Here is a 19634-nt window from a genome sequence, read left to right on the forward strand (position 1 = left end):
GGAGAGATCAGGACAGGCCGGGCCCGTCACCGTCGTCCAACAGACCCGCATCGTGGACCATCAGGGCGATCTGGACACGGTTGTTGAAGTCGAACTTGGCCAGAATCCGAGACACCTGGGTCTTCACGGTGGCCACGCTCAGGTAGAGCGCCGCGGCGATCTCCGCGTTGGAACGGCCGTGCCCGACGGCGATGGCCACCTCGCGTTCGCGTTCGGCGAGCAGTTCGAGCCGCCGGCGGGCCCCCTGCGCGCGGCCGGCCCTCTCCTCCCGGCCGGGGCCGGCGGCCCGGGCCATGAGCTGCCGGGTGACCGCGGGCGACAGGACCGGGTCACCGGCCGCGACCCGGCGCACGGAGTCGACGATCTGTCCGGGCGGAGTGTCCTTGAGTACGAAGCCGGCCGCTCCGGCACGGATCGCGCGCAGCACCTGTTCGTCGGCGTGGAACGTGGTCAGGACGATGATCTCGGGTGCGTCGGGGCGGCCGCGCAGCACCTCGGTGGCGGTCAGCCCGTCCATGACCGGCATCCGGATGTCCATCAGGACGACGTCCGGCCGCAGCCGTTCGACGAGTCCGGGTGCCTCGCTGCCGTCGGCCCCCTCCCCCACGATGTCGATGTCGTCGGCGCCGCCGAGCATCAGGGTGAGCCCGGCCCGTACGAGCGGGTCGTCGTCGACGATGAGGAGTCGCACGGGCCGGCCGGCGGAGGCGGGAGTCGGGTTGGTCATGACGGCCACGGTAGCCAAGCCCGGACCCCGAACCCACCGCCCGGTTCCGGTCCGTGGTCGAGGCGGCCGCCGGCGAGGGTGGCCCGTTCGGTCAGGCCGATGAGGCCCTGCCCGGACCCGGGCACCTGCTCGAAGGGCTCGTTGGGGGCAGGGTTGCGCACCTCGACGGTGATGCCCTGCCCCGGGCCGCCGCTGACCCTGACGGTGACCAAGGTGCCGGGTGCGTGCTTGCGGGCGTTGGTCAGGCCCTCCTGGGCGATGCGGTAGACGGTGCGGCCGGTGGCGGCGGGCGCCGCGGCCGGGTCGGCCAGGTGGTTGTCGAGGGCGACCTTCATGCCGGCCAGGCGGGATTCGGCGACCAGCGCGTCGAGCGTGGCGAGGGTGGGCTGCGGCCGGTCGCCCTCGCTGTCCCGGGGGCTGCGCAGCACGCCGATGATCTCGCGGAGGTCCTGGAGCGCCTCGTGCGCGCTGTCCCGGATGACCCCGGCGGCACGGGCCACCTCGGCCGGGGGCGCGTCGGGACGGAATTCCAGGGCTCCGGCATGGACGCTGAGCAGGGTCAGCCGGTGGGCGAGGACGTCGTGCATCTCGCGGGCGATGTCCTCGCGGGCCAGCCGCTGGGCCTGTTCGGCGCGCAGTGCGGCCTCGGTCTCGGCGCGCCGGGCGCGTTCGCGCAGGGTGACGACCAGCTGGCGCCTGGACCGTACGACCATGCCCCAGCTGAGCACCAGCAGGACCAACAGCACGCCGATGATCGTGGACGCCATGAACGAGGTGCCCGGGTCCGGACGCACATAGGGCTGGATCGGGGCGACGGCCAGGGCCCCGGCGCCGACGAAGGCGACGGGGCGGAACGGCCGGTGCACGGCCACGCTGAACAGGGCCACCAGCAGCGCTCCGGCCGCGACGGGCTCCACGGTGGACAGCACCGTCAGCGCCACCGCGAGGCCGACCGGCCACCGCCGCCGGAGCCACAGCGAGCAGCAGGCCGCGGCGCCGATCAGCGAGTCCGCGAAGACGACGCCCTCGGGTGTGGTGGGATCCGCCTCGATCGTGGCGACGGTCGCCAGTCCGATGCCCGCCGCGCAGACGAACGCCGTGATGTCGACGATCCAGTCGCGCACGGTACGGCGGGAGCGGCCGTCCCGGTCTCCGGGCAGCTCGGGGTCGGCCATCGCCGAGGGCAGCAGCCAGGGGTACTCCGTACGCGTCATGTCGGCAAAGCTACGCAGTGGAAAGACGGCTTCCGGCGGTTCGGGGCCGGGAGGCGACCAAAGTCGCGGAAGGGAAGACTTTCGGCCGAGCGGCCCGGACCACTGGCCGATGCGTCGAGGGCGCCCGGCCCGTCAGGCTCGCTCCCATGAAGAAACTCTGCGAGACGGTCGGCTTCCTGCTCTTCGCCCAGGGTGCCGCCGGGCTGCTCCACGAGTGGTTCGGCTGGTTCCACTTCTTCGGCCTGGTGCAGCGGCTGCCGTTCGTCGGTGACTACTCGTTGTTCGTCAGCATCGTGCTGGCGGTGACGGGGACAGCCGTCATGATCGCGTCGGACTCGGTCAAGGAGTAGCCGGGGCCGTGCCGCGCCGCCCCCAGGCCGTACCCGCGAGCACCAGGACCGCGCCCACCGCTCCGAGGACGCCGAGGCGTTCGCCGCCGATCGCGATGCCGACGGCCGCGGCCCAGAGCGGTTCCGTACCGAGCAGCAGGCTGACCCGGGACGGCGAGGTGCGGCGTACGGACCACATCTGCACGAAGAACGCGAAGAGCGTGCAGAAGACCGACAGGAAGAGCAGCCCGCCCCACTCGCGGACGCCGAATCCGGCGGCCACCGACCACGGCGAATCGCCGGTGCCGGGGACGGCGGCCAGCAGCGCGAAGACGGCGACCGCGCTGCCGAGCTGGATGGTGGTCAGCGACAGCGAGTCCGCCGACCGGACGGACTTGATGCGTGCCATGAGCAGCACGTGGAGGGTACGGGCCAGGGCGGCGACGAGCATCAGCAGATCGCCCGCCGACGGGCTGGTGAATCCGCCGCCCTGGCTCAGCAGCACCACACCGGCCACGGAGAGCGCGGCGGCGGCGAGGAAGGTGCCGGGTGGCCGGACGCGGGTCACCGCGGCCTCGGCGAGCGGGGTGAAGACCATGGTGAGGCTGATGATGAGTCCGGCGTTGGTCGCCGAGGTGTGCACGATGCCGTACGTCTCCACCAGGAAGATCCCGCTGAGCACCAGGCCCAGCAGCCCCGCGCCCCGCCACTGCGCGGCGGTCAGCGCCGAGAGCCTGCGCCGGCCGACGGCCACCAGGACGGGGAGCACCACGGCGAATCTGAGGACGAGGACGGCGATGACGGTGTGCGCCGTGGTGATGCCCTTGGCGGCCAGGTAGCTGGAGCCCCAGACCACCGCGACCAGCAGGACGGGCAGATCGGTGAGCCACGCCCGGCGCGGCGGGGCGAGGGCGGGTACGGCGATCGAGGACACCCGGATTCTCCTGGTTCTGCACAGGCAGGATGCGGAGACCTCACTGGCTCGCACGCGGAGCGATCACCGTACCGGCCGCCCTCCTACAATGGCGAGCCCCGGGGCGGTCGGATACCGGCCGCCCCGCAGCCACCGAGCACGGAGTCGCCAGATGGCGGGAGCACGCCAGGACGGAAGGGTCGAACGGGGCAACCGCACCCGGCAGCTGGTCCTCGCGCACGCGGCCGCGGTCGCCTCGGTGGAGGGCCTCGAAGGCCTCTCGCTCGGCCGGCTCGCCACCGAGCTCCGGCTGAGCAAGAGCGGCGTGTTCGCCCTCTTCGGCTCCAAGGAGGAGCTCCAGCTGGCCACCGTGCGAGCCGCCGCCGCGGTGTACGACGAGCACGTCGTGCAGCCGGTGCGGGCCGTTCCGGCCGGGCTGGGACGGGTCCGGGAGCTGTACGAGCGCTGGATCGCGTACTCGGAGCAGCGGGTGTTCCCGGGGGGCTGCTTCTTCTACGCGGCCATCGCGGAGTTCGACGCGCGCGAGGGCCCGGTGCACGACGCGGTCGTGGCCGCGCAGGCCGGCTGGGTTGCCTTCGTGGAGCGCCGGATCGAGGAGGCGCGGGTGCTGGGCGAGATCCGGGAGGACTGCGACGTCCCCCAGCTCGCCTTCGAGATCATCGCGTTCCTGGAGCTGGCCAACGGCGACTCGGTGCTCCGGGGCAGCCCCGAGGGCTATGCGCGGGCGGCGCGCGCGATCCTGGGGCGGCTGCGGGCGGTGGCGACGGAGGCGTCGTCGCTGCCCGGCACCGGGTAGCGCGGGCACGCACCATCGCACCAAGAAACCGTCCGGGGCGGTCCGGCCAAAACTAATAGCACGATCGTTCGTTCAACTGTATGGTCACAGTCATCCGCCGCGGAGCTCCGCGGCGGTCCGGCCGAACCACGCAGGGAAGGACCGCCCGTGCCGCACACCCTCTGGAGCACGCACTGGCAGGGCGGCCCCGCCGCCCCGACCGTGGAACCAGGGACCGAAGTGGTCGTCGGCGTCACCGAGTTCGTCACGCACCGCCCCTGGAGCACGCTGTCCGTCGGGACCGCGGGCATGCGGCTGCGCCGCACCTGGCCGGCGACCCCGGGCGCGGTCGGCATGTGGCTGTGGGTGGACGTGGGCCCCCGGATGAACCGTTCCGGTTCCATCACCGTCTGGACCGCCCACGAACACCTGATGGGCTTCGTCGCCCGCCCCGACCACCGGCGCATCGTCCGCGCCCACCGCGACCGCGGCACCCTGCGTTCCGCGACCTGGACGGCCCCGTACACCTCCCCCGCCGCCCTCCGTGAATCCGCCTGGCCGCTGGTCACCGGATCGGCGCCGTGGCCGACGCCGTCGGCCTGACTCCCCGCCACCCCGAACCCGCCCGAACACCCGATGGAAGGAACCCCGACCGTGGACATCGTGCAGCTCGACCGGGCCGCCGTACTGGAATCCGTACGCATCGTGCGGAGCGCGGGCCCCGGCGACTGGGACCGGCCCTCCCCCTGCTCCGACTGGACGCTGCGCCGCCTCGTCGAGCACATGGGCGCCCAGCACCTCGGGTTCGCCGCCGCCGCGCGAGGCCGGGGGGCCGGCACGGACACCTGGCGGACCCGCTCGTACGGGGACGATCCGGCCGCCCGGTATCGCGAGGCGGCCGACGCGGTGCTGGAGGCGTTCGCCGAACCTGGCGTGCTGGAGCGGCGGTTCGCGCTTCCGGAGATCGACGCCGCCGCGACGTTCGCCGCGCCGGCCGCGATCGGGTTCCACTTCATCGACTACGTCGTGCACTCCTGGGACGCGGCGGCCTCGCTCGGGATGCGGACCGTCTTGCCCGCGGACGTCGTCGAGGCCGCGCTGCCCATCGCCCTGCGCGTGCCCGGCGGCGAGTCGCGCGAACGGCCGGGTGCGGCCTTCCGGCCCGCGCTGCCCGCGGGCGATCAGGTGGAGGCCGGCGGGGCGGGCACCTTCGCGCTCGTGCTGTCGGCGCTCGGCCGTTCGCCGGACTGGGCCCCGCCGCACGGCGGCTGACCACCCGGGCCGTTGGCGTGGCGGCCGTTCACCTACGCCCTCGACGCGGCGGCCGTTCACTTGACACCCGTTCAGGTGCCGTCGGGGATGGGCCCGAACTCGGCCCGGCCGGTGGGCCGGTAGGTGTTGATCGCGATGCCGTTGGGGGTCATGCGGGAGCCGGTCAGCTCGAAGGCCGTCGGCAGCCCGCCATCCGTGAACAGCCGCTTGCCGGCGCCCAGCACGACGGGATGGACCAGCAGGTTGTACTCGTCGATCAGGCCGTGCGCCATCAGGGACCGGGCGAGCACGCCACTGCCGTAGATCTGCACCTCGCCCCCTTGCGTACGCTCCTTGACCCGGGCGACCTCCGCGGCGACATCGGTGGAGATCACGGTGGTGTTCTCCCAGCCGGCCTCCTCCAGGGTGGTCGAGACGACGTACTTGGGATACCGGTTGAGCCGGGAGGCGACCGGGTTGCCGGGGTCGGTGATGCCCGGCCAGTACCCGGCGAAGATGTCGTAGGTCCGCCTGCCCAGCAGGAAGGCCGCCGAGCGGTCGAACATCTCCCCGACGAACTGCGACGAGTCCCGGTCGATGACCGGGGCCTGCCAGCCGCCGTACTCGAATCCGTCGCTCGGGTCCTCCTCGGGTGCGCCTGGGGCCTGCATGACGCCGTCGAGCGTCAGGAAGGTGATGAGGGTCAGCTTCGCCATGGTCCTGCTCCTTCTGGAACTCGGGAATGACCGCAACTCGGCAATGGCCGGGTTCCGCTTCCATCTGTTCCGACCCCCGTGCGGGCCGCAACTCATCGGCCGGCCGGAACATCGAAGCGGAGTGGGCGTCCGTTTCCCGCCGGTCTCCGGGCCGCAGAAGAACTTTCCTTGTCCTTGTCAGCCAACCGGCGACACCACCACCGGCAACGGACAGGAACCCTGATGAACAGCACCAGCGACACCACCCTCGGCACCGGCTCGAACCGCGTCGCGCTCGTCACCGGCGGCAGCCGGGGCATCGGGGCCGCGACCGCTCTGCGGCTCGCCCAGGACGGCGCCGATGTTGCGCTGACCTACGCCAGGAACGAGGCGGCCGCCCAGGAGACCGTCCGGAAGATCGAGGCGTGCGGCCGCCGCGCGGTCGCCCTGCGGGCGGACTCGGCCGACCCGGAGGCCGTTCCGGCGGCGGTGCGCCGGACGGTGGAGACGTTCGGCCGGCTCGACATCCTGGTCAACAACGCGGGCATCGGTGTCCTCGGCCCCATCGACACCCTCACCACCGCCGATGTCGACCAGGTGCTCGCCGTCAACGTGCGGGCCGTCTTCCTGGCCTGCCGGGCGGCGGCCGCAACGATGGAGCGAGGCGGCCGCATCATCACCCTCGGTACGGCGCTGAGCCGGTTCGCGGGCGGACCGGGCGGCACGCTCTACGCGATGAGCAAGTCGGCGCTGTCGGGACTCACCAAGCCGCTCGCCCGTGAGCTCGGCCCGCGCGGGATCACCGTCAACCTGGTCCAGCCCGGACCGGTGGACACCGATCTGAACCCGGCCGACGGCCCGTTCGCCGCCGGACAGCGGGCCGCGACGGCGCTGGACCGGTTCGGCACGGCCGACGAGGTGGCCTCGCTCATCGCCTACCTGGCGGGTGACGAGGCCGCCTACATCACCGGGACCGAGGTCGTGGTGGACGGTGGTCACGCCGCCTGACTTCCGTGGCAGGGTGGGCGGACGATTCCTGTCCGTCCACCCATTCGCCATCCACCCGGAGGAGGCACGCATGTTCGGGTCACGCGGGTCACGCGAGGAGTACGAACGTCCGCTGCACGAGGAGTTCGGCTTCGACATCGCCCGGCGCGGCTACGACCGCGACCAGGTCGACGCCTACATCACCGGGCTCCGCGGCGGCACCCCGCCGACCGGCGTGGCGGCCTTCGAGCTCGTCCGCCGCGGCTACGGGCGGAGCCGGGTGGACGAGGTCATCGCCCAGCTGCACCGCGAGGCCGGCCGGGAGGGGTGAGCCGGACAGTCGCGGGTGGCCGGCGCCGACCTAACCTGGCCGGGCACCCAGCTGTCCGGCGAGAGGAAAGACCATGCCCGGGACCCCGGCGCACCACCTGAACGACGGCCGAACCGTCCCCGCGGTCGGGCTCGGCACCTGGCCACTGGACGACGCCGCGGCCGAGCAGGCCGTGGCCGGGGCCCTGGGCCTCGGCTACCGGCTCGTCGACACCGCGCTGAACTACGGCAACGAGACCGGCACCGGACGCGGCATCGCCCGCAGTGACGTGCCCCGGGAGGACATCTTCGTCACCACCAAGGTGCCGGGCCGCCACCAGGGGTACGAGAAGACGCTGGCCTCGTTCGAGGAGTCCCGGCACAACCTCGGCCTCTCCTACGTGGACCTCTATCTGATCCACTGGCCGCTGCCCCGTGTCGATCTGTACGTGGACACCTGGAAGGCGATGATCCGGCTCCGCGAGGAGGGGCTGGTGCGGTCCATCGGAGTGTCCAACTTCACCGCGGAACACCTGGACCGGCTGGAACAGGAGACGGGTGTGGTCCCCGCCGTCAACCAGATCGAGATGCATCCGCGGCTGCCGCAGGAGGAGCTGCGGGCCGTGCACGCCGCCAAGGGCATCCTCACGGAGAGCTGGAGCCCACTGGGGCGGGGCCGCGATCTGCTGGCCGACCCCGATCTCGTCGCCGTCGCGCGGGCGCACGGTGTGACGCCGGGGCAGGCGCTGCTGCGCTGGCACCTCCAGCTCGGTGCCGTCCCGATCCCGAAGTCCGCCGACCCGGGGCGCCAGCGCGAGAACCTGGACCTCTTCGGCTTCGAGCTGACGGCGCATGAGCTGGAGCGCATCACGGCCGGACCGCGACAGCGGTTCGGCGGGGACCCCTCGACGCACGAGGAGTTCTGAGCGGCCGGGCCTGGCGGGCGAGCCAGGCGGGCGGGCGGTCCGGCCTCGGCGGGCGGTCCGGCCTCCCGGCCCCGGTTCAGCTCGTGCGGGGCTGGAGCTCCGCCATCCGGGACCAGCCCTCGCCCGGCACCTCGACGTTGATGATCTCGGGCGTCTCGGCAACCAGCTCCGCCATCCGGTCCATGGCCGCGGCGAAGTGCTCGGACCGCACGTGGGCCGCGCCGGCCTCGGCGGACGCGAACGCCTCCAGCAGCACGAACTGGTCCGGGTTCTCCACGCTGTACGACCAGTCGAAGAACACGTTGCCCGGCTCGTTGCGGGTGGCGAGGGTGAAGTCCTCGACGGCGGGGAGCCACTGGTCGCGCTCGGCGCTGCGGACGGTGAACCTGACGGCGATGAAGATCATGACGGCTCCTGCTGGGGACTGGCTGGGGGGCGCGGCAACCCGGCAGGGTCACGCGTCACCACCGTATCGCCCGAATACGGACAGTCTCCGGCGGCGGTCCCCGGGCCGGCGCCCCCGTGCCGGACCCGGTTCGCGCCGCCGGTCAGGTGCGCCCCGTCGCGGCCGTGTTCAGCGGTCCCTCTCGAGGAGGCGGCCGGTGGGCTCGGTCAGGACGCCGTCCGACGCGATCCGTACGCCGCGCAGCCAGGTTGACCTGACGACACCGTGCAGGGTCCGGCCGGCGTACGCGGTGACCTGGTTGCGGTGGAACAGCCCGGCCGGGTCGACGGTGAAGGTGGCGTCGGGGGCGAGGACGGCGAAGTCGGCGTCCCGGCCGGCCTCGATCGCGCCCTTGTCGCGCAGCCCGGCCAGTTCGGCGGGGGCCGCCGACATCCAGCGGGCCACGTCGTCGAGCGAGTGGCCGCGCCTGCGGGCCTCGGTCCAGATGGCGGGCAGGCCGAGCTGGAGGGAGGAGATCCCGCCCCACGCGGAGGCGAAGTCCGGCGTCTTGAGGTCGGTGGTGCAGGGCGAGTGGTCGGACACGATGCAGTCGATGGTGCCGTCCGCGAGCCCCTCCCACAGCGCGTCCTGGTTGGCCGCCTCACGGATGGGCGGGCAGCACTTGAACTCGGTGGCGCCGTCCGGGACCTCCTCGGCGGTGAGGGTGAGGAAGTGCGGGCAGGACTCGACCGTGACGCGTACGCCCTCGCGCTTGGCCGCGGCGATCAGCGGCAGCGCGTCGCTGGAGGACAAGTGCAGCACGTGGACGCGGGCGTTGAGCCGCTTGGCGTGTGCGATCAGCCCCTCGATCGCGGTGTTCTCGGCGTCGCGCGGCCGGGAGGCGAGGAAGTCCGCGTAGGCGGGGCCGCTCCGCTGGGGCGCGGCCGCCAGGTGGTGCGGGTCCTCGGCGTGCACGATCAGGAGCCCGCCGAAGCCGGCGATCTCCGCCATCGACCGGGCCAGCTGCTCCTGATCCAGCTCGGGGAACTCCTCGACGCCGGAGGGCGACAGGAAGCACTTGAAGCCGAAGACGCCGGCCTCGTACAGGGGCCGCAGGTCCTTCACGTTGGACGGGATCGCACCGCCCCAGAAGCCGGTGTCGATGTGCGCCTTGGGGGCCGCGACGCGCTGCTTGACGCGCAGGTGGTCGACGGTGGTGGTCGGCGGGAGGGAGTTGAGCGGCATGTCGAGCAGCGTGGTGATCCCGCCGGCCGCGGCGGCACGGGTGGCCGTGTAGAAGCCCTCCCACTCGGTGCGGCCGGGGTCGTTCACATGGACATGGGTGTCCACCAGGCCGGGCAGCAGGACGTCGTCGCCGAAGTCCTCCAGCCGGGTGCCCTCGGGCACCTGCGCGTCGTACGCCAGGACGGCGTCGATCTTCCCGCCGGTGACGGCGACCGTCGCGGGCCGTGTCCCCCCGGGGGTGACGACGCGCGTCGAGCGCAGTACCAGCTTCACGTCCGTACAGGACACACGTGCTCCCCACTTCAAAAAATTCAACGAACTGTTGAAGGAGTCTTCACTCGCGAAAGCGGCCCGTCAAGACCCCATTTTCCGCGTCGGCCGCTCAGCGGACCACTCGGGATGTCGACTGGAGATTTCCACAAAGTAAAAGACTAATTTCGGAGAGCGGAACGTAGAATAAGCCGGACGCGGTGTCGCGGAACCGCCCGGCTGCCGGTGGACACCCGGACAAACGGGCCCTGACCGGCCAGGACGCCGCCCCGGAACAGTGGGCCGATCGGGAAGTGCCCGATAGGCTGCTGCCTTGCTCTTCCGCTTCGAAAGGACCGTTGACGTGCCGCCGTCCCACGCCAGCACATCCGACTCCAAGCCCGCCGGACCCAGCGGGGGTGTGCAGTCCCTTGAGCGCGCCTTCGATCTGCTGGAGCGGATGGCCGATGCGGGGGGCGAGGTCGGGCTGAGTGAGCTCTCCGCGAGCAGCGGTCTGCCGCTGCCCACCATTCACCGGCTGATGCGCACACTCGTGGTCTGCGGATACGTGCGCCAGCAGCCCAACCGGCGCTACGCGCTCGGCCCGCGCCTGATCCGGCTCGGGGAGTCCGCCGCACGGCTGCTCGGCACCTGGGCCCGCCCGTATCTCGCGCGGCTGGTCGAGGAGACCGGCGAAACCGCGAACATGGCGCTGCTCGACGGCGACGAGATCGTGTACGTGGCGCAGGTGCCGTCCAAGCACTCGATGCGCATGTTCACCGAGGTGGGCCGCCGGGTGCTGCCGCACTCCACCGGCGTCGGCAAGGCGCTGCTCGCGCACACCCCGCCGGACGAGGTGCGGGCGCTGCTCGCGCGCACCGGGATGCCGGCCGCGACCGAGAAGACGATCACCACCCCGGAAGGCTTCCTGGACGCGCTGGAGCAGGTGCGCCGGGCGGGCTACGCGGTGGACGACAACGAGCAGGAGATAGGGGTCCGCTGCCTCGCGGTGTCGGTGCCCAACTCGCCGACCTCGGCCGCCCTCTCGATCTCCGGCCCGGCGGGCCGGGTGACCGAGGCGGCCACCGAGCGGATCGTGCCGATCCTCCAGCAGGCGGCCAAGGAACTCTCCGAGGCGCTGGCCAGCAGCGGGACGTCCGGCTGAGACGGCTCGCACGAACGACGCGGGGGGGGGGGGGGGGGGGGGGGGGGGGGGGGGGGGGGCGCGCGGGGCGGGGGGGGGGGGGGGGGGGGCGCGGGGGGCGGGGGGGGGGGGCTGGGGGGCGGGGGCGGGCGGGGGCGGCGGGCCCGCCCGCCGCCCACCCCCCCCGCGCCCGCGCCCCCCCCCCCCCCCCCCCCCCCCCCCCCCCCCCCCCGCCGCGTCGTTGGTGTCCTCAGAGCGGGGCCGGGGCCGTGGCCGGGGTGGTCAGCCGGCCGTCCCGCATGGTGACCGTCGTGTCCATCCGGTCCAGGTGCGTCCGGTCGTGGGTGACCATGACAGTCGCGGTGGACCGCTGCCGGGTCAGCGTGACGAGGAGATCGAGCACGGCCGCACCCCGTTCGTGGTCAAGTGCGCTGGTCGGTTCGTCGACGAGCAGGACCGCCGGGTCGTTCATCAGCGCCCGCGCGATGTTGATCCGCTGGCGCTGGCCGCCGGAGAGCTGGTGCGGCCTGCGGCCGGCCTCGTCGGCCAGACCGACCGCGTCGAGCAGTTCCAGCGCCCGGGTCCGGGCGGTCCGGGGCGCACCGCCCGAGAGATGGGCGATGACCTGGAGCTGTTCGGCCGCGGTCAGCGACGGCAGCAGGTTCGGCTGCTGGAAGACGATGCCGATCCGCTCGCGGCGCAGCGCCGCCTTGTCCGCGCGGCCGAGCCCCGCGGTGTCCGTCCCGGCGACGACGACGGCGCCCTCGTCCGGGGTGACCAGGGTGGCGGCCACGGCCAGCAGGCTCGACTTGCCCGAGCCGGAGGGGCCGACAACCGCGGTGAGGGTGCCGGCGGGCACGTCGAGTCCCACCCGGTCCAGAGCGGTGAGCCGCGCGTCGCCGTCCGGGTAGGTGAGCGTGACATCGGTGAGCGTGAGGGTCATCGGGCACTCCCGAGTGCGGTGAGCGGGTCGACGGCGGTGATCCGCCGGATGGACAGGGCCGCCCCGACGGCGCCGAGGGCGATCATCACGGCCGCCGGGACGAGGACGGTCGACGCCTCCAGGACGAAGGGCACGGCCCCGCCGCTGACCAGGGCGCCGATGCCCGAGGCGAGGGCGGTGCCGGTCCCCGTACCGATGGCGAGCATCACCACGGCCTGTCCGAGCGCGTCCCGGAGCAGATAGGGCGTGGAGGCACCGAGTGCCTTGAGGACGGCGACGTCGCCGCTGCGCTGGATCGTCCAGACGGTGAAGAAGGCGCCGATGACCAGGGCGGAGATGGCGAAGAGGAAGCCGCGCATCAGCTGGAGCGAGCCGTTCTCGGCCTGGTAGGAGCCGATGGCGGTGAGGGAGCCGTCCAGGGTGAGCGTGCTGGTTGCGGCCGCGCGGTCGCCCGCCGCCAGATCGGCGCCGTCGGTGGTGGTCAGAGCGATCACGGTGGCGTGGACCCCGCCGCCCGCGCCGTCGGCGCCGAGCCGCTGCCAGTCGGCCAGCGCGGTCCACACGACCGGCGTATGGCTGTACGAGGCGTCGCCCGCGACCGCCTCGACGGTGACCTCCGCGCCGCCGAGCCGCAGCCGGTCGCCGGCCCCTGCGGAGAGGTCCTCGGCCGCCCGGGCGGAGAGCACCACCTGGCCCGGTGCCACCTGGGTGCCGGAGGGGGCCAGGCCGCTGTCCGGCTCGACGCCGAACGCCGAGACGGCCGCGGTGCGCTCCCCCGCCACCGAGGCGGCGTTGACCGTGCGGATGCCGAGCGGCTGCGCGTTCTCGACGCCGGGCCGCCCGGCCCAGCTCCGCCAGGCACGCTCCTCGACGGTGGAATCGGTGAACGACACCGACCGGCCGTCGGGCGGGGCGGCGAACGCCAGGTGGTCGGCGCTCAGGCCCGTGACGGCCGAGGTGTTCTCCCGGGCCAGTCCGGCCGTGAGGCCGGACAGCAGACCCACGAGCAGCGTGATCAGCACCACGACCGTGCCCATGAGCGCGAACCGGCCCTTGGCGAACCGAAGATCTCTCCATGCGACGAACATGACTCCAGCGTCGGTCCGCGCGGCCCTGGAAACATCGCCCGCCGGCTGGGCCCGACATCAACCTTTCGATTGACCGGCCCCCGGCGGCGCCCGCCTACGCTGGACGAATCATGGAAACACGTGTTCATCCGCCGGTCGCCGCCGCGCTGCGGCTGTGTCTGCACGCCCTGCTGCTGGGGCTGCTGGCCCTGGCGGCGGTGAAGGCCGTGAGCGCCGGGGATCCGCACGCCACCGCCGTCGTCGTGGTGTCCTGCGTACTGGCCGGGGCGTACGCGGCGGGTGCGCTCGCCCCCGTCGTGCAGCCGGGAACCCCGGCGGGGGCGTGCTGGCTCGGGGTGCTCGGGGCGCTCTGGCTGGTGCTGCTGGCGCTGTCGCCGGACGGGCTGTGGGTGGCGTTCCCGCTGTACTTCCTCCAACTGCACCTGCTGCCGATGCGCTGGGGGCTGCCGGCCGTCGCGGTGACCGCGGCCGCCGCGATCACCAGTTTCCTGGTGCACGGGCAGACGGTCACGCCCGGCACCTTCATCGGCCCGGTGCTCGGCGCCGCGGTGGCCGTCGCGACGGTGCTCGGGTACGACGCGCTGTTCCGGGAGAGCGAGCGGCGCCGCGAACTCATCGAGGAACTCGTCTCGACCCGGGCGGAGCTGGCGGCGGCCGAACGCACGGCCGGCACCCTCGCCGAACGCGAACGGCTGGCGCGGGAGATCCACGACACGCTCGCGCAGGGCCTGTCCAGCATTCAGCTCCTCCTGCGCGCCGCCGAACGCACCCTGGAGCCGGACGCACCCGCCACCTCCCACGTCCGCCAGGCCCGCGAGGCCGCCCAGGACAACCTCGCCGAGGCCCGCCGCTTCGTCCGCGCATTGACCCCGCCCGACCTGGAGAACGGTTCGCTGGCGGCCGCCCTGGAACGGCTCTCGGCCCGCAGTACGGACGCCGCTCTCACCGTGCAGTTCGCCGTCAGCGGCACCCCGGTGGAGCTGCCCACGCCGTACGAGGTGGCGCTGTTGCGTACCGCGCAGTCGGCGCTGGCCAACACCGTGCGGCACGCCGAGGCGCGACGGGCGGAGATCACGCTGAGCTTCATGGGCACCTCGGTGTCGCTGGACGTGGTCGACGACGGCCGAGGCTTCTCGCCGGACTCCCCGGCCGCCGCCCCCGGCGGCAGCGAAACGGGTGGCTTCGGGCTGCCCGCCATGCGCTCGCGGGCCCGTTCCCTGGGCGGCACGCTGAGCGTCGAGTCGGCGCCCGGCCAGGGCACGGCCGTCGCCCTCACCCTGCCGCTCCCCGTCGGCCCGAACGGACAGGACTCCGCATGACGACGCCCATCACGCCGGGCACACCGATCAGGCTGCTGCTCGCCGATGACCACCCGGTGGTCCGGGCGGGGCTGCGGGCCGTCCTGGACACCGAGCCGGACTTCCACGTCGCCGCCGAGGCCGCCACCGCCGAGCAGGCCGTCGCCCTGGCCGCGACCGGCGGGTTCGACGTCGTCCTGATGGACCTGCAGTTCGGCCCGGGGCTGCACGGCTCGGAGGCCACCGCCGCGATCACCTCGGTGCCGGACGCGCCCCGGGTGCTGATCCTGACCACCTACGACACGGACGCCGACATCCTCGCCGCGGTCGAGGCGGGCGCCGCCGGCTACCTGCTGAAGGACGCGCCGCCCGAGGAACTGGCCGCCGCGGTCCGCACGGCGGCGGCAGGCCGGTCCGCGCTCGCCCCCGCCGTCGCGCACCGGCTGATGGACCGGATGAGGACCCCGGCGGAGGCCCTCACCAAGCGCGAGCTGGAGGTCCTGCAGCTGGTGGGTGAGGGGCTGTCGAACCTGCGGATCAGCAAGAAGCTGTTCCTGAGCCAGGCGACGGTGAAGTCCCATCTGGTGCACATCTACGCCAAGCTGGGCGTCGACTCACGTACGGCGGCGGTCGCGGCGGCGACGGCCCGCAGGCTCATCCGCCGCTGAACCGCCACCGCCCCGTCTGCTCCGCGGCCCCGTCTGCTCCGCTTCAGCGGCGCGGCGGCTCTCCGAAGAGGTCCACGGCGACCCGTACGTCCCTGAGCGCCGACGCCAGCGCGCTGACCGAGCCGATCGCCCCCGCGATCAGCAGCAGCGAGCGGCGCAGCCGGGGAATCTCGGGCGCGCCGCTGATCGCCATCGCGTCCAGCGCCGCCAGTTCGTCCTCGGCGGTCGCGCGGTCCGGGAACTCCGCCGGATGTCCGGCCAGCTCCCGCCGGAGCCGGGAGACGGCCGTACGCAGCTCCGTCACCCTCGGGTCCTCGTTGCTGCTGGTCACCCGCGCCTGCCCCACGCTTTTCAACAAAGCACTCCCCCTCGCACATCTTTGTGCCGGTGTTTCGACCAGGACCCGGACCTTGGTCAAGTGTCCGGGAGTGCGGGCAAGTTAACGCCATGAAAGGTACCGGGCGCCACTCCGAGGACGGAACCCGGTGTGTCCCGCGCGATCACAGGCGGTTGCAGAAACGGTCCGTCTGTGCGGGAGCCCGGCTTGTGAGGTATCCAGGCCGCATGACAAGCAATCCGCACCACTCCTCCCCCTCCGTCAACCCGATCGTCAACCCGGCTACAAACCCCACCGTCGCCGGACTGCTCCTCGCAGCGGGCGGCGGCCGTCGGCTGGGCGGCCGCCCGAAGGCGCTGCTGGAACACCGCGGCGGCCTCCTCGTCGACCACGCGGTACGCACCCTGCGCGACGGCGGCTGCGGCCCGGTCCACGTGGTGCTCGGCGCGGCGGCCGACGAGGTGCGGGCCAGGGCGGAGCTGTCCGGCTGCACTGTGACCGTCAACCCCGAGTGGACCGAGGGCATGGGCTCCTCGCTGCGGGCCGGCCTCGGCGCGCTGGCCGGCACGGAAGCCGACGCGGTCGTCGTACTGCTGGTAGACCAGCCCGGCATCGGCGCCGGGGCGGTGGCGCGGGTGCGGTCGGCCTACCGCTCCCGCACCAGCCTGGCAGCCGCCTCGTACGAGGGTGAACGCGGCCATCCCGTGTTGTTCGGGGCCGGTCTGTGGGCAGACATCGCGGCGGGGGCGGTGGGCGATCAGGGGGCGCGCGCCTATCTGCGGGCGCACCGCGATGCGATCACGCTCGTCGAGTGTTCCGATGTGGCTCAGGCGTACGACATCGACACGGCGGAGGATCTGTTCCACCTTGAGTGAACGCGCTGGCACGCTGCGCCATGCGAGGGGCACTTCTGTCGACCCGGAGAATCTCGACATCAACAAACCATTGAACTTCCACCATGAGGAAACTACTATCCACTGGTCAGAAGCCCTCTGCACCCCAGACGGCGGCCACGGCCGTATCCCGGAGCCATGGCACGCCGTGCCATTTCAGGCGACCCGGCGGCCGTGAGACGCCGTCCGCACCGCCCGCTGAAGGAGTGACAGCTCATGTCCGCACCAGCGCCGTCCTCGCTGGCCATCGTCGATGCCGAGCCCCTGCCCCGGCAGGACGAGGTCCTCACCCCCGCGGCCCTCGCGTTCGTGGCCGAGCTGCACCGCCGGTTCACCCCGCGCCGTGACGAGCTCCTCGCCCGCCGCGGTGAGCGCCGCGCCGAGATCGCCCGCACCTCCACGCTGGACTTCCTGCCGGAGACCGCGGCGATCCGTGCGGACGACTCCTGGAAGGTCGCGCCGGCCCCGGCCGCGCTGAACGACCGCCGGGTGGAGATCACCGGTCCCACCGACCGCAAGATGACCATCAACGCCCTGAACTCGGGCGCCAAGGTCTGGCTCGCCGACTTCGAGGACGCGTCCGCCCCCACGTGGGAGAACGTCGTCCTCGGCCAGCTCAACCTGATCGACGCCTACAACCGCGCGATCGACTTCACGGACCCGAAGTCCGGCAAGTCGTACGCCCTGAAGCCCGCCGACGAGCTCGCGACCGTCGTCACCCGCCCGCGCGGCTGGCACCTGGAGGAGCGCCACCTCCAGCTCGACGGCACCCCGGTGCCCGGCGCGCTGGTCGACTTCGGCCTCTACTTCTTCCACAACGCCCAGCGCCTCATCGACCTCGGCAAGGGCCCGTACTTCTACCTGCCGAAGACGGAGTCGCACCTGGAGGCCCGCCTCTGGAACGACATCTTCGTCTTCGCCCAGGACGAGCTCGGCATCCCGCAGGGCACCGTCCGCGCGACGGTCCTGATCGAGACGATCACCGCCGCCTACGAGATGGAGGAGATCCTCTACGAGCTCCGCGACCACGCCTCCGGGCTGAACGCGGGCCGCTGGGACTACCTCTTCTCCATCGTCAAGAACTTCCGTGACGGCGGCGCCAAGTTCGTCCTGCCGGACCGCAACGCGGTGACGATGACCGCCCCGTTCATGCGGGCCTACACCGAACTCCTCGTCCGCACCTGCCACAAGCGCGGCGCCCACGCGATCGGCGGCATGGCGGCTTTCATTCCGTCGCGCCGTGACGCCGAGGTCAACAAGGTCGCCTTCGAGAAGGTCAAGGCCGACAAGGACCGCGAGGCCGGCGACGGCTTCGACGGCTCCTGGGTCGCCCACCCCGACCTGGTCCCGATCGCGATGGCCTCCTTCGACGCGGTGCTCGGCGAGAAGCCGAACCAGAAGGAACGCCTGCGCGAGGACGTCTCGGTGGCCCCCGGCGACCTGATCGCCATCGACACCCTGCACGCCAAGCCCACCTACGACGGCCTGCGCAACGCCGTCGCGGTCGGCATCCGCTACATCGAGGCCTGGCTGCGCGGCATGGGCGCGGTCTCCATCTTCAACCTGATGGAGGACGCGGCCACCGCCGAGATCTCGCGCTCGCAGATCTGGCAGTGGATCAACGCGGACGTGGTCTTCGAGAACGGCGAGCACGCCACGGCGGAGCTGGCCCGCAAGGTCGCCGCCGAGGAACTGGCCGCGATCCGCGCCGAGATCGGCGACGAGACCTTCACCGCCGGCAAGTGGCAGCAGGCCCACGACCTCCTCCTCCAGGTCTCCCTGGACCAGGACTACGCGGACTTCCTGACCCTGCCGGCGTACGAGCAGCTGCGCTGACAGCACCGGTACGCCTCCGCCCCTGGTGCCGTACGGCGCCGGGGGCGGAGGCGTGTCCGGGACCCCCGGGCCTGCTGTCACGTTCCGGCGGTCTCGCCGTGGCCCGACAAGCACTGTGCGACGTAGGTGAGGTGCTGGATGTGCCCCACCTTGATCCAGGTCTCCGGGTTGCCCGAGCCGCCGGTGCCGCTCATCGCACACGCTTCCCACCAGTCCTCCGCCGCACTTCGGCCCGGACCCGAGCGACGGAAGGCGCCGTCCGCCACGATCCGACGGGCCATGGCCCTCACCCGGTCCGCGTGGTGGCTGCCCCGTGTGGGAACCCTGGCGACGAGGAAGTGTCCGGGACCGGTGTAGCGCAGCAGTCCCCACGGCGGACCGTACCGGCCGAAGCGGTCGTCGGCGAGGTTCGCCGAGAGAGCATGTTCCACGGAGTAGTCCCCGTACACGGGCGCCTGCTCCGGACGGGCCCTGCGGATCCAGTCGCGCAGGGCCCAGTCGTGCCGCTCCGGTCCGGCCGCGGCCGCTGTCCCGGTCGTCCCGGCTGCGCGGGGAAACGCCCCTGCGGTGAGGGCGACCGTGCGCCACGGCAGGAGCGACCCCAGGAGGTCCAGGGCGATCACGGAACGCTTTCCGGCCTCGGCCACATCGTGCACCTCGCCCGCGTCGAGGAGGAGATCGAGTTGGGACGGGGGCAGGCACAGCCGGTCGACAAGGCCCAGCAGCTCCGCGGAAGAGAGCTCGTCGGGCGGCTCGTCGACGCCTACCCGTATGGCGAGCCCCCGCCCGCTGAGGAACGCGAGGTCCGCCGCGTACCGCTGTAGGGCCCGGTCACGCTCGGGACCGGTGACCAGGACCATGGCGCTTCGGGTGGCCAACCGCCCCAGCGCGATCGCTGAGCCGTTCAGTTCTGCCTCCACGTGCGCAGCGTCCACCCACCCGCGGCTGCCGTCCATCGCCTCGATGAGCCGGTCGACACGGGGCGTGAGCCAGTCGTTCAGTGCGCGCCCGTCGGCCTCGCGCTCCGGTGGCGTCGAGACACCCCGCGTGCGCCCGGGGCCGGTGCGCGGCGGTAGCGTCCACAGTGGCGCGATCAGTTCTCGGGTCGCGGGGCTCAAGCCGACATAGGCGGTCACAGCGCCCCGCCGGGCCGGCATGACCGGTATGTACAACGGCTCGACCATCGCAGCTCCCCCACCACCACGGCTCCGTATCGCCCCTGGTCGCATGGTGAGGGCACTCGACCGCGGACGAAAGAGTGCATATCCGGCCACCGCCGCGTCCTGGCGCCGGGGGGGGGGGGGGGGGGGGCCCCCCCCCCCCCCCCCCCCCGGCGGCCCGGCCCGCCCCCGCCCCCGCGCCCCGCGGCCCGCCCGCGCCCACCGCGCGGGGGGGCGGGGC

Annotated in this window: 22 protein-coding genes; 12 read left to right on the forward strand and 10 right to left on the reverse strand. The window is 72.9% G+C overall.

What is annotated here, in order from left to right:
• Positions 1-7: 7 nt before the first annotated feature.
• Positions 8-727 (reverse strand): response regulator, encoded by a 720-nt coding sequence (locus ACGFU6_RS05365; RefSeq protein ID WP_393608173.1) that lies wholly within the window; start codon positions 725-727, stop codon positions 8-10.
• The gene (locus tag ACGFU6_RS05370; RefSeq protein WP_393608174.1) at positions 724-1941 is read right to left on the reverse strand and encodes a sensor histidine kinase; all 1218 of its coding nucleotides are present in this window, start codon (positions 1939-1941) and stop codon (positions 724-726) included. Before ACGFU6_RS05370 ends, ACGFU6_RS05365 begins: the two co-directional genes overlap by 4 nt.
• 146 nt (positions 1942-2087) lie before the next feature.
• Here ACGFU6_RS05370 and ACGFU6_RS05375 point away from each other — a divergent pair, with 146 nt between their 5' ends.
• Positions 2088-2291, forward strand: coding sequence for a hypothetical protein (locus ACGFU6_RS05375; RefSeq protein WP_123527502.1), 204 nt, complete (start codon positions 2088-2090; stop codon positions 2289-2291).
• On the opposite strand, the gene ACGFU6_RS05380 is transcribed toward ACGFU6_RS05375, so the two are convergent.
• The gene (locus tag ACGFU6_RS05380; protein ID WP_393608175.1) at positions 2281-3204 is read right to left on the reverse strand and encodes a DMT family transporter; all 924 of its coding nucleotides are present in this window, start codon (positions 3202-3204) and stop codon (positions 2281-2283) included. The two genes, ACGFU6_RS05375 and ACGFU6_RS05380, sit on opposite strands and share 11 nt — an antisense overlap.
• 151 nt (positions 3205-3355) lie before the next feature.
• On the opposite strand from ACGFU6_RS05380, the gene ACGFU6_RS05385 reads away from it, so the two are divergent.
• The 3 genes from ACGFU6_RS05385 to ACGFU6_RS05395 all read left to right on the forward strand — a co-directional run bounded on the left by ACGFU6_RS05385 (position 3356) and on the right by ACGFU6_RS05395 (position 5251).
• On the forward strand, positions 3356-4000 hold the full coding sequence (locus tag ACGFU6_RS05385) for a TetR/AcrR family transcriptional regulator (protein WP_393608176.1): 645 nt from the start codon (positions 3356-3358) through the stop codon (positions 3998-4000).
• Between the two features lie 147 nt (positions 4001-4147).
• Positions 4148-4582, forward strand: a complete 435-nt coding sequence (locus ACGFU6_RS05390) for a hypothetical protein (protein ID WP_393608177.1) — start codon at positions 4148-4150, stop codon at positions 4580-4582.
• A gap of 51 nt (positions 4583-4633) precedes the next feature.
• Complete coding sequence (locus ACGFU6_RS05395; protein WP_393608178.1) at positions 4634-5251, forward strand: TIGR03086 family metal-binding protein; 618 nt, start codon at positions 4634-4636, stop codon at positions 5249-5251.
• Between the two features lie 71 nt (positions 5252-5322).
• Here the strand turns inward: ACGFU6_RS05395 and ACGFU6_RS05400 are convergent, their stop codons facing one another.
• Positions 5323-5946: a dihydrofolate reductase family protein gene (locus tag ACGFU6_RS05400; RefSeq protein WP_393608179.1), complete on the reverse strand. Its 624-nt coding sequence runs from the start codon at positions 5944-5946 to the stop codon at positions 5323-5325.
• Positions 5947-6168: 222 nt separating this feature from the next.
• On the opposite strand from ACGFU6_RS05400, the gene ACGFU6_RS05405 reads away from it, so the two are divergent.
• From ACGFU6_RS05405 to ACGFU6_RS05415, 3 genes are all read left to right on the forward strand, one after another.
• Positions 6169-6933: a 3-oxoacyl-ACP reductase family protein gene (locus tag ACGFU6_RS05405; RefSeq protein ID WP_393608180.1), complete on the forward strand. Its 765-nt coding sequence runs from the start codon at positions 6169-6171 to the stop codon at positions 6931-6933.
• A gap of 70 nt (positions 6934-7003) precedes the next feature.
• On the forward strand, positions 7004-7243 hold the full coding sequence (locus tag ACGFU6_RS05410) for a hypothetical protein (protein WP_393608181.1): 240 nt from the start codon (positions 7004-7006) through the stop codon (positions 7241-7243).
• A 73-nt stretch (positions 7244-7316) separates the two neighbouring features.
• Positions 7317-8147 carry an aldo/keto reductase gene (locus tag ACGFU6_RS05415; RefSeq protein WP_393608182.1) on the forward strand — a complete coding sequence of 277 codons (831 nt, stop codon included), beginning with the start codon at positions 7317-7319 and terminating at the stop codon, positions 8145-8147.
• Between the two features lie 76 nt (positions 8148-8223).
• Here the strand turns inward: ACGFU6_RS05415 and ACGFU6_RS05420 are convergent, their stop codons facing one another.
• Together ACGFU6_RS05420 and allB are read right to left on the reverse strand one after the other, a co-directional pair.
• Positions 8224-8553, reverse strand: a complete 330-nt coding sequence (locus ACGFU6_RS05420) for a putative quinol monooxygenase (RefSeq protein WP_393608183.1) — start codon at positions 8551-8553, stop codon at positions 8224-8226.
• Positions 8554-8721: 168 nt separating this feature from the next.
• On the reverse strand, positions 8722-10065 hold the full coding sequence (gene allB / locus ACGFU6_RS05425; RefSeq protein ID WP_393608184.1) for an allantoinase AllB: 1344 nt from the start codon (positions 10063-10065) through the stop codon (positions 8722-8724).
• Between the two features lie 325 nt (positions 10066-10390).
• Between allB and ACGFU6_RS05430 the strand changes: the two genes are divergently transcribed.
• Positions 10391-11191 (forward strand): IclR family transcriptional regulator, encoded by an 801-nt coding sequence (locus ACGFU6_RS05430; protein ID WP_123527491.1) that lies wholly within the window; start codon positions 10391-10393, stop codon positions 11189-11191.
• 229 nt (positions 11192-11420) lie between these two features.
• On the opposite strand, the gene ACGFU6_RS05435 is transcribed toward ACGFU6_RS05430, so the two are convergent.
• Together ACGFU6_RS05435 and ACGFU6_RS05440 are read right to left on the reverse strand one after the other, a co-directional pair.
• Entirely contained in the window at positions 11421-12113 is a 693-nt protein-coding gene (locus ACGFU6_RS05435; protein WP_393608185.1) for an ABC transporter ATP-binding protein, read from the reverse strand.
• The gene (locus ACGFU6_RS05440) at positions 12110-13201 is read right to left on the reverse strand and encodes an ABC transporter permease (protein WP_393608186.1); all 1092 of its coding nucleotides are present in this window, start codon (positions 13199-13201) and stop codon (positions 12110-12112) included. Before ACGFU6_RS05440 ends, ACGFU6_RS05435 begins: the two co-directional genes overlap by 4 nt.
• 110 nt (positions 13202-13311) lie before the next feature.
• Here ACGFU6_RS05440 and ACGFU6_RS05445 point away from each other — a divergent pair, with 110 nt between their 5' ends.
• Positions 13312-14520: a sensor histidine kinase gene (locus ACGFU6_RS05445; protein ID WP_393608187.1), complete on the forward strand. Its 1209-nt coding sequence runs from the start codon at positions 13312-13314 to the stop codon at positions 14518-14520.
• On the forward strand, positions 14517-15167 hold the full coding sequence (locus tag ACGFU6_RS05450; RefSeq protein ID WP_393608188.1) for a response regulator: 651 nt from the start codon (positions 14517-14519) through the stop codon (positions 15165-15167). The genes ACGFU6_RS05445 and ACGFU6_RS05450 overlap by 4 nt, the downstream gene beginning before the upstream one ends.
• A gap of 43 nt (positions 15168-15210) precedes the next feature.
• Here ACGFU6_RS05450 and ACGFU6_RS05455 read toward each other — a convergent pair whose 3' ends face one another.
• Positions 15211-15513, reverse strand: a complete 303-nt coding sequence (locus ACGFU6_RS05455) for a DUF5955 family protein (protein WP_393608388.1) — start codon at positions 15511-15513, stop codon at positions 15211-15213.
• 218 nt (positions 15514-15731) lie between these two features.
• On the opposite strand from ACGFU6_RS05455, the gene ACGFU6_RS05460 reads away from it, so the two are divergent.
• On the forward strand, positions 15732-16379 hold the full coding sequence (locus ACGFU6_RS05460; protein ID WP_393608189.1) for an NTP transferase domain-containing protein: 648 nt from the start codon (positions 15732-15734) through the stop codon (positions 16377-16379).
• Between the two features lie 234 nt (positions 16380-16613).
• The gene (gene aceB / locus ACGFU6_RS05465) at positions 16614-18233 is read left to right on the forward strand and encodes a malate synthase A (protein WP_393608190.1); all 1620 of its coding nucleotides are present in this window, start codon (positions 16614-16616) and stop codon (positions 18231-18233) included.
• 77 nt (positions 18234-18310) lie between these two features.
• Here the strand turns inward: aceB and ACGFU6_RS05470 are convergent, their stop codons facing one another.
• Positions 18311-19417 carry a hypothetical protein gene (locus ACGFU6_RS05470; RefSeq protein ID WP_393608191.1) on the reverse strand — a complete coding sequence of 369 codons (1107 nt, stop codon included), beginning with the start codon at positions 19415-19417 and terminating at the stop codon, positions 18311-18313.
• Positions 19418-19634 lie beyond the last annotated feature (217 nt).

The organism is Streptomyces sp. NPDC048462, assembly GCF_043200175.1.
Lineage (GTDB): Bacteria > Actinomycetota > Actinomycetes > Streptomycetales > Streptomycetaceae > Streptomyces.

Coding starts and splice junctions, on each gene's coding strand:
- ACGFU6_RS05385 (WP_393608176.1), top strand. CDS start 3,356: ATGGCGGGAGCACGCCAGGACGGAAGGGTCGAACGGGGCAACCGCACC.
- ACGFU6_RS05420 (WP_393608183.1), bottom strand. CDS start 8,553: ATGATCTTCATCGCCGTCAGGTTCACCGTCCGCAGCGCCGAGCGCGAC.
- ACGFU6_RS05370 (WP_393608174.1), bottom strand. CDS start 1,941: ATGACGCGTACGGAGTACCCCTGGCTGCTGCCCTCGGCGATGGCCGAC.
- ACGFU6_RS05375 (WP_123527502.1), top strand. CDS start 2,088: ATGAAGAAACTCTGCGAGACGGTCGGCTTCCTGCTCTTCGCCCAGGGT.
- ACGFU6_RS05400 (WP_393608179.1), bottom strand. CDS start 5,946: ATGGCGAAGCTGACCCTCATCACCTTCCTGACGCTCGACGGCGTCATG.
- aceB (WP_393608190.1), top strand. CDS start 16,614: ATGTCCGCACCAGCGCCGTCCTCGCTGGCCATCGTCGATGCCGAGCCC.
- ACGFU6_RS05365 (WP_393608173.1), bottom strand. CDS start 727: ATGACCAACCCGACTCCCGCCTCCGCCGGCCGGCCCGTGCGACTCCTC.
- ACGFU6_RS05405 (WP_393608180.1), top strand. CDS start 6,169: ATGAACAGCACCAGCGACACCACCCTCGGCACCGGCTCGAACCGCGTC.
- ACGFU6_RS05460 (WP_393608189.1), top strand. CDS start 15,732: ATGACAAGCAATCCGCACCACTCCTCCCCCTCCGTCAACCCGATCGTC.
- ACGFU6_RS05470 (WP_393608191.1), bottom strand. CDS start 19,417: ATGGTCGAGCCGTTGTACATACCGGTCATGCCGGCCCGGCGGGGCGCT.
- ACGFU6_RS05435 (WP_393608185.1), bottom strand. CDS start 12,113: ATGACCCTCACGCTCACCGATGTCACGCTCACCTACCCGGACGGCGAC.
- ACGFU6_RS05410 (WP_393608181.1), top strand. CDS start 7,004: ATGTTCGGGTCACGCGGGTCACGCGAGGAGTACGAACGTCCGCTGCAC.
- ACGFU6_RS05440 (WP_393608186.1), bottom strand. CDS start 13,201: ATGTTCGTCGCATGGAGAGATCTTCGGTTCGCCAAGGGCCGGTTCGCG.
- ACGFU6_RS05450 (WP_393608188.1), top strand. CDS start 14,517: ATGACGACGCCCATCACGCCGGGCACACCGATCAGGCTGCTGCTCGCC.
- ACGFU6_RS05415 (WP_393608182.1), top strand. CDS start 7,317: ATGCCCGGGACCCCGGCGCACCACCTGAACGACGGCCGAACCGTCCCC.
- ACGFU6_RS05445 (WP_393608187.1), top strand. CDS start 13,312: ATGGAAACACGTGTTCATCCGCCGGTCGCCGCCGCGCTGCGGCTGTGT.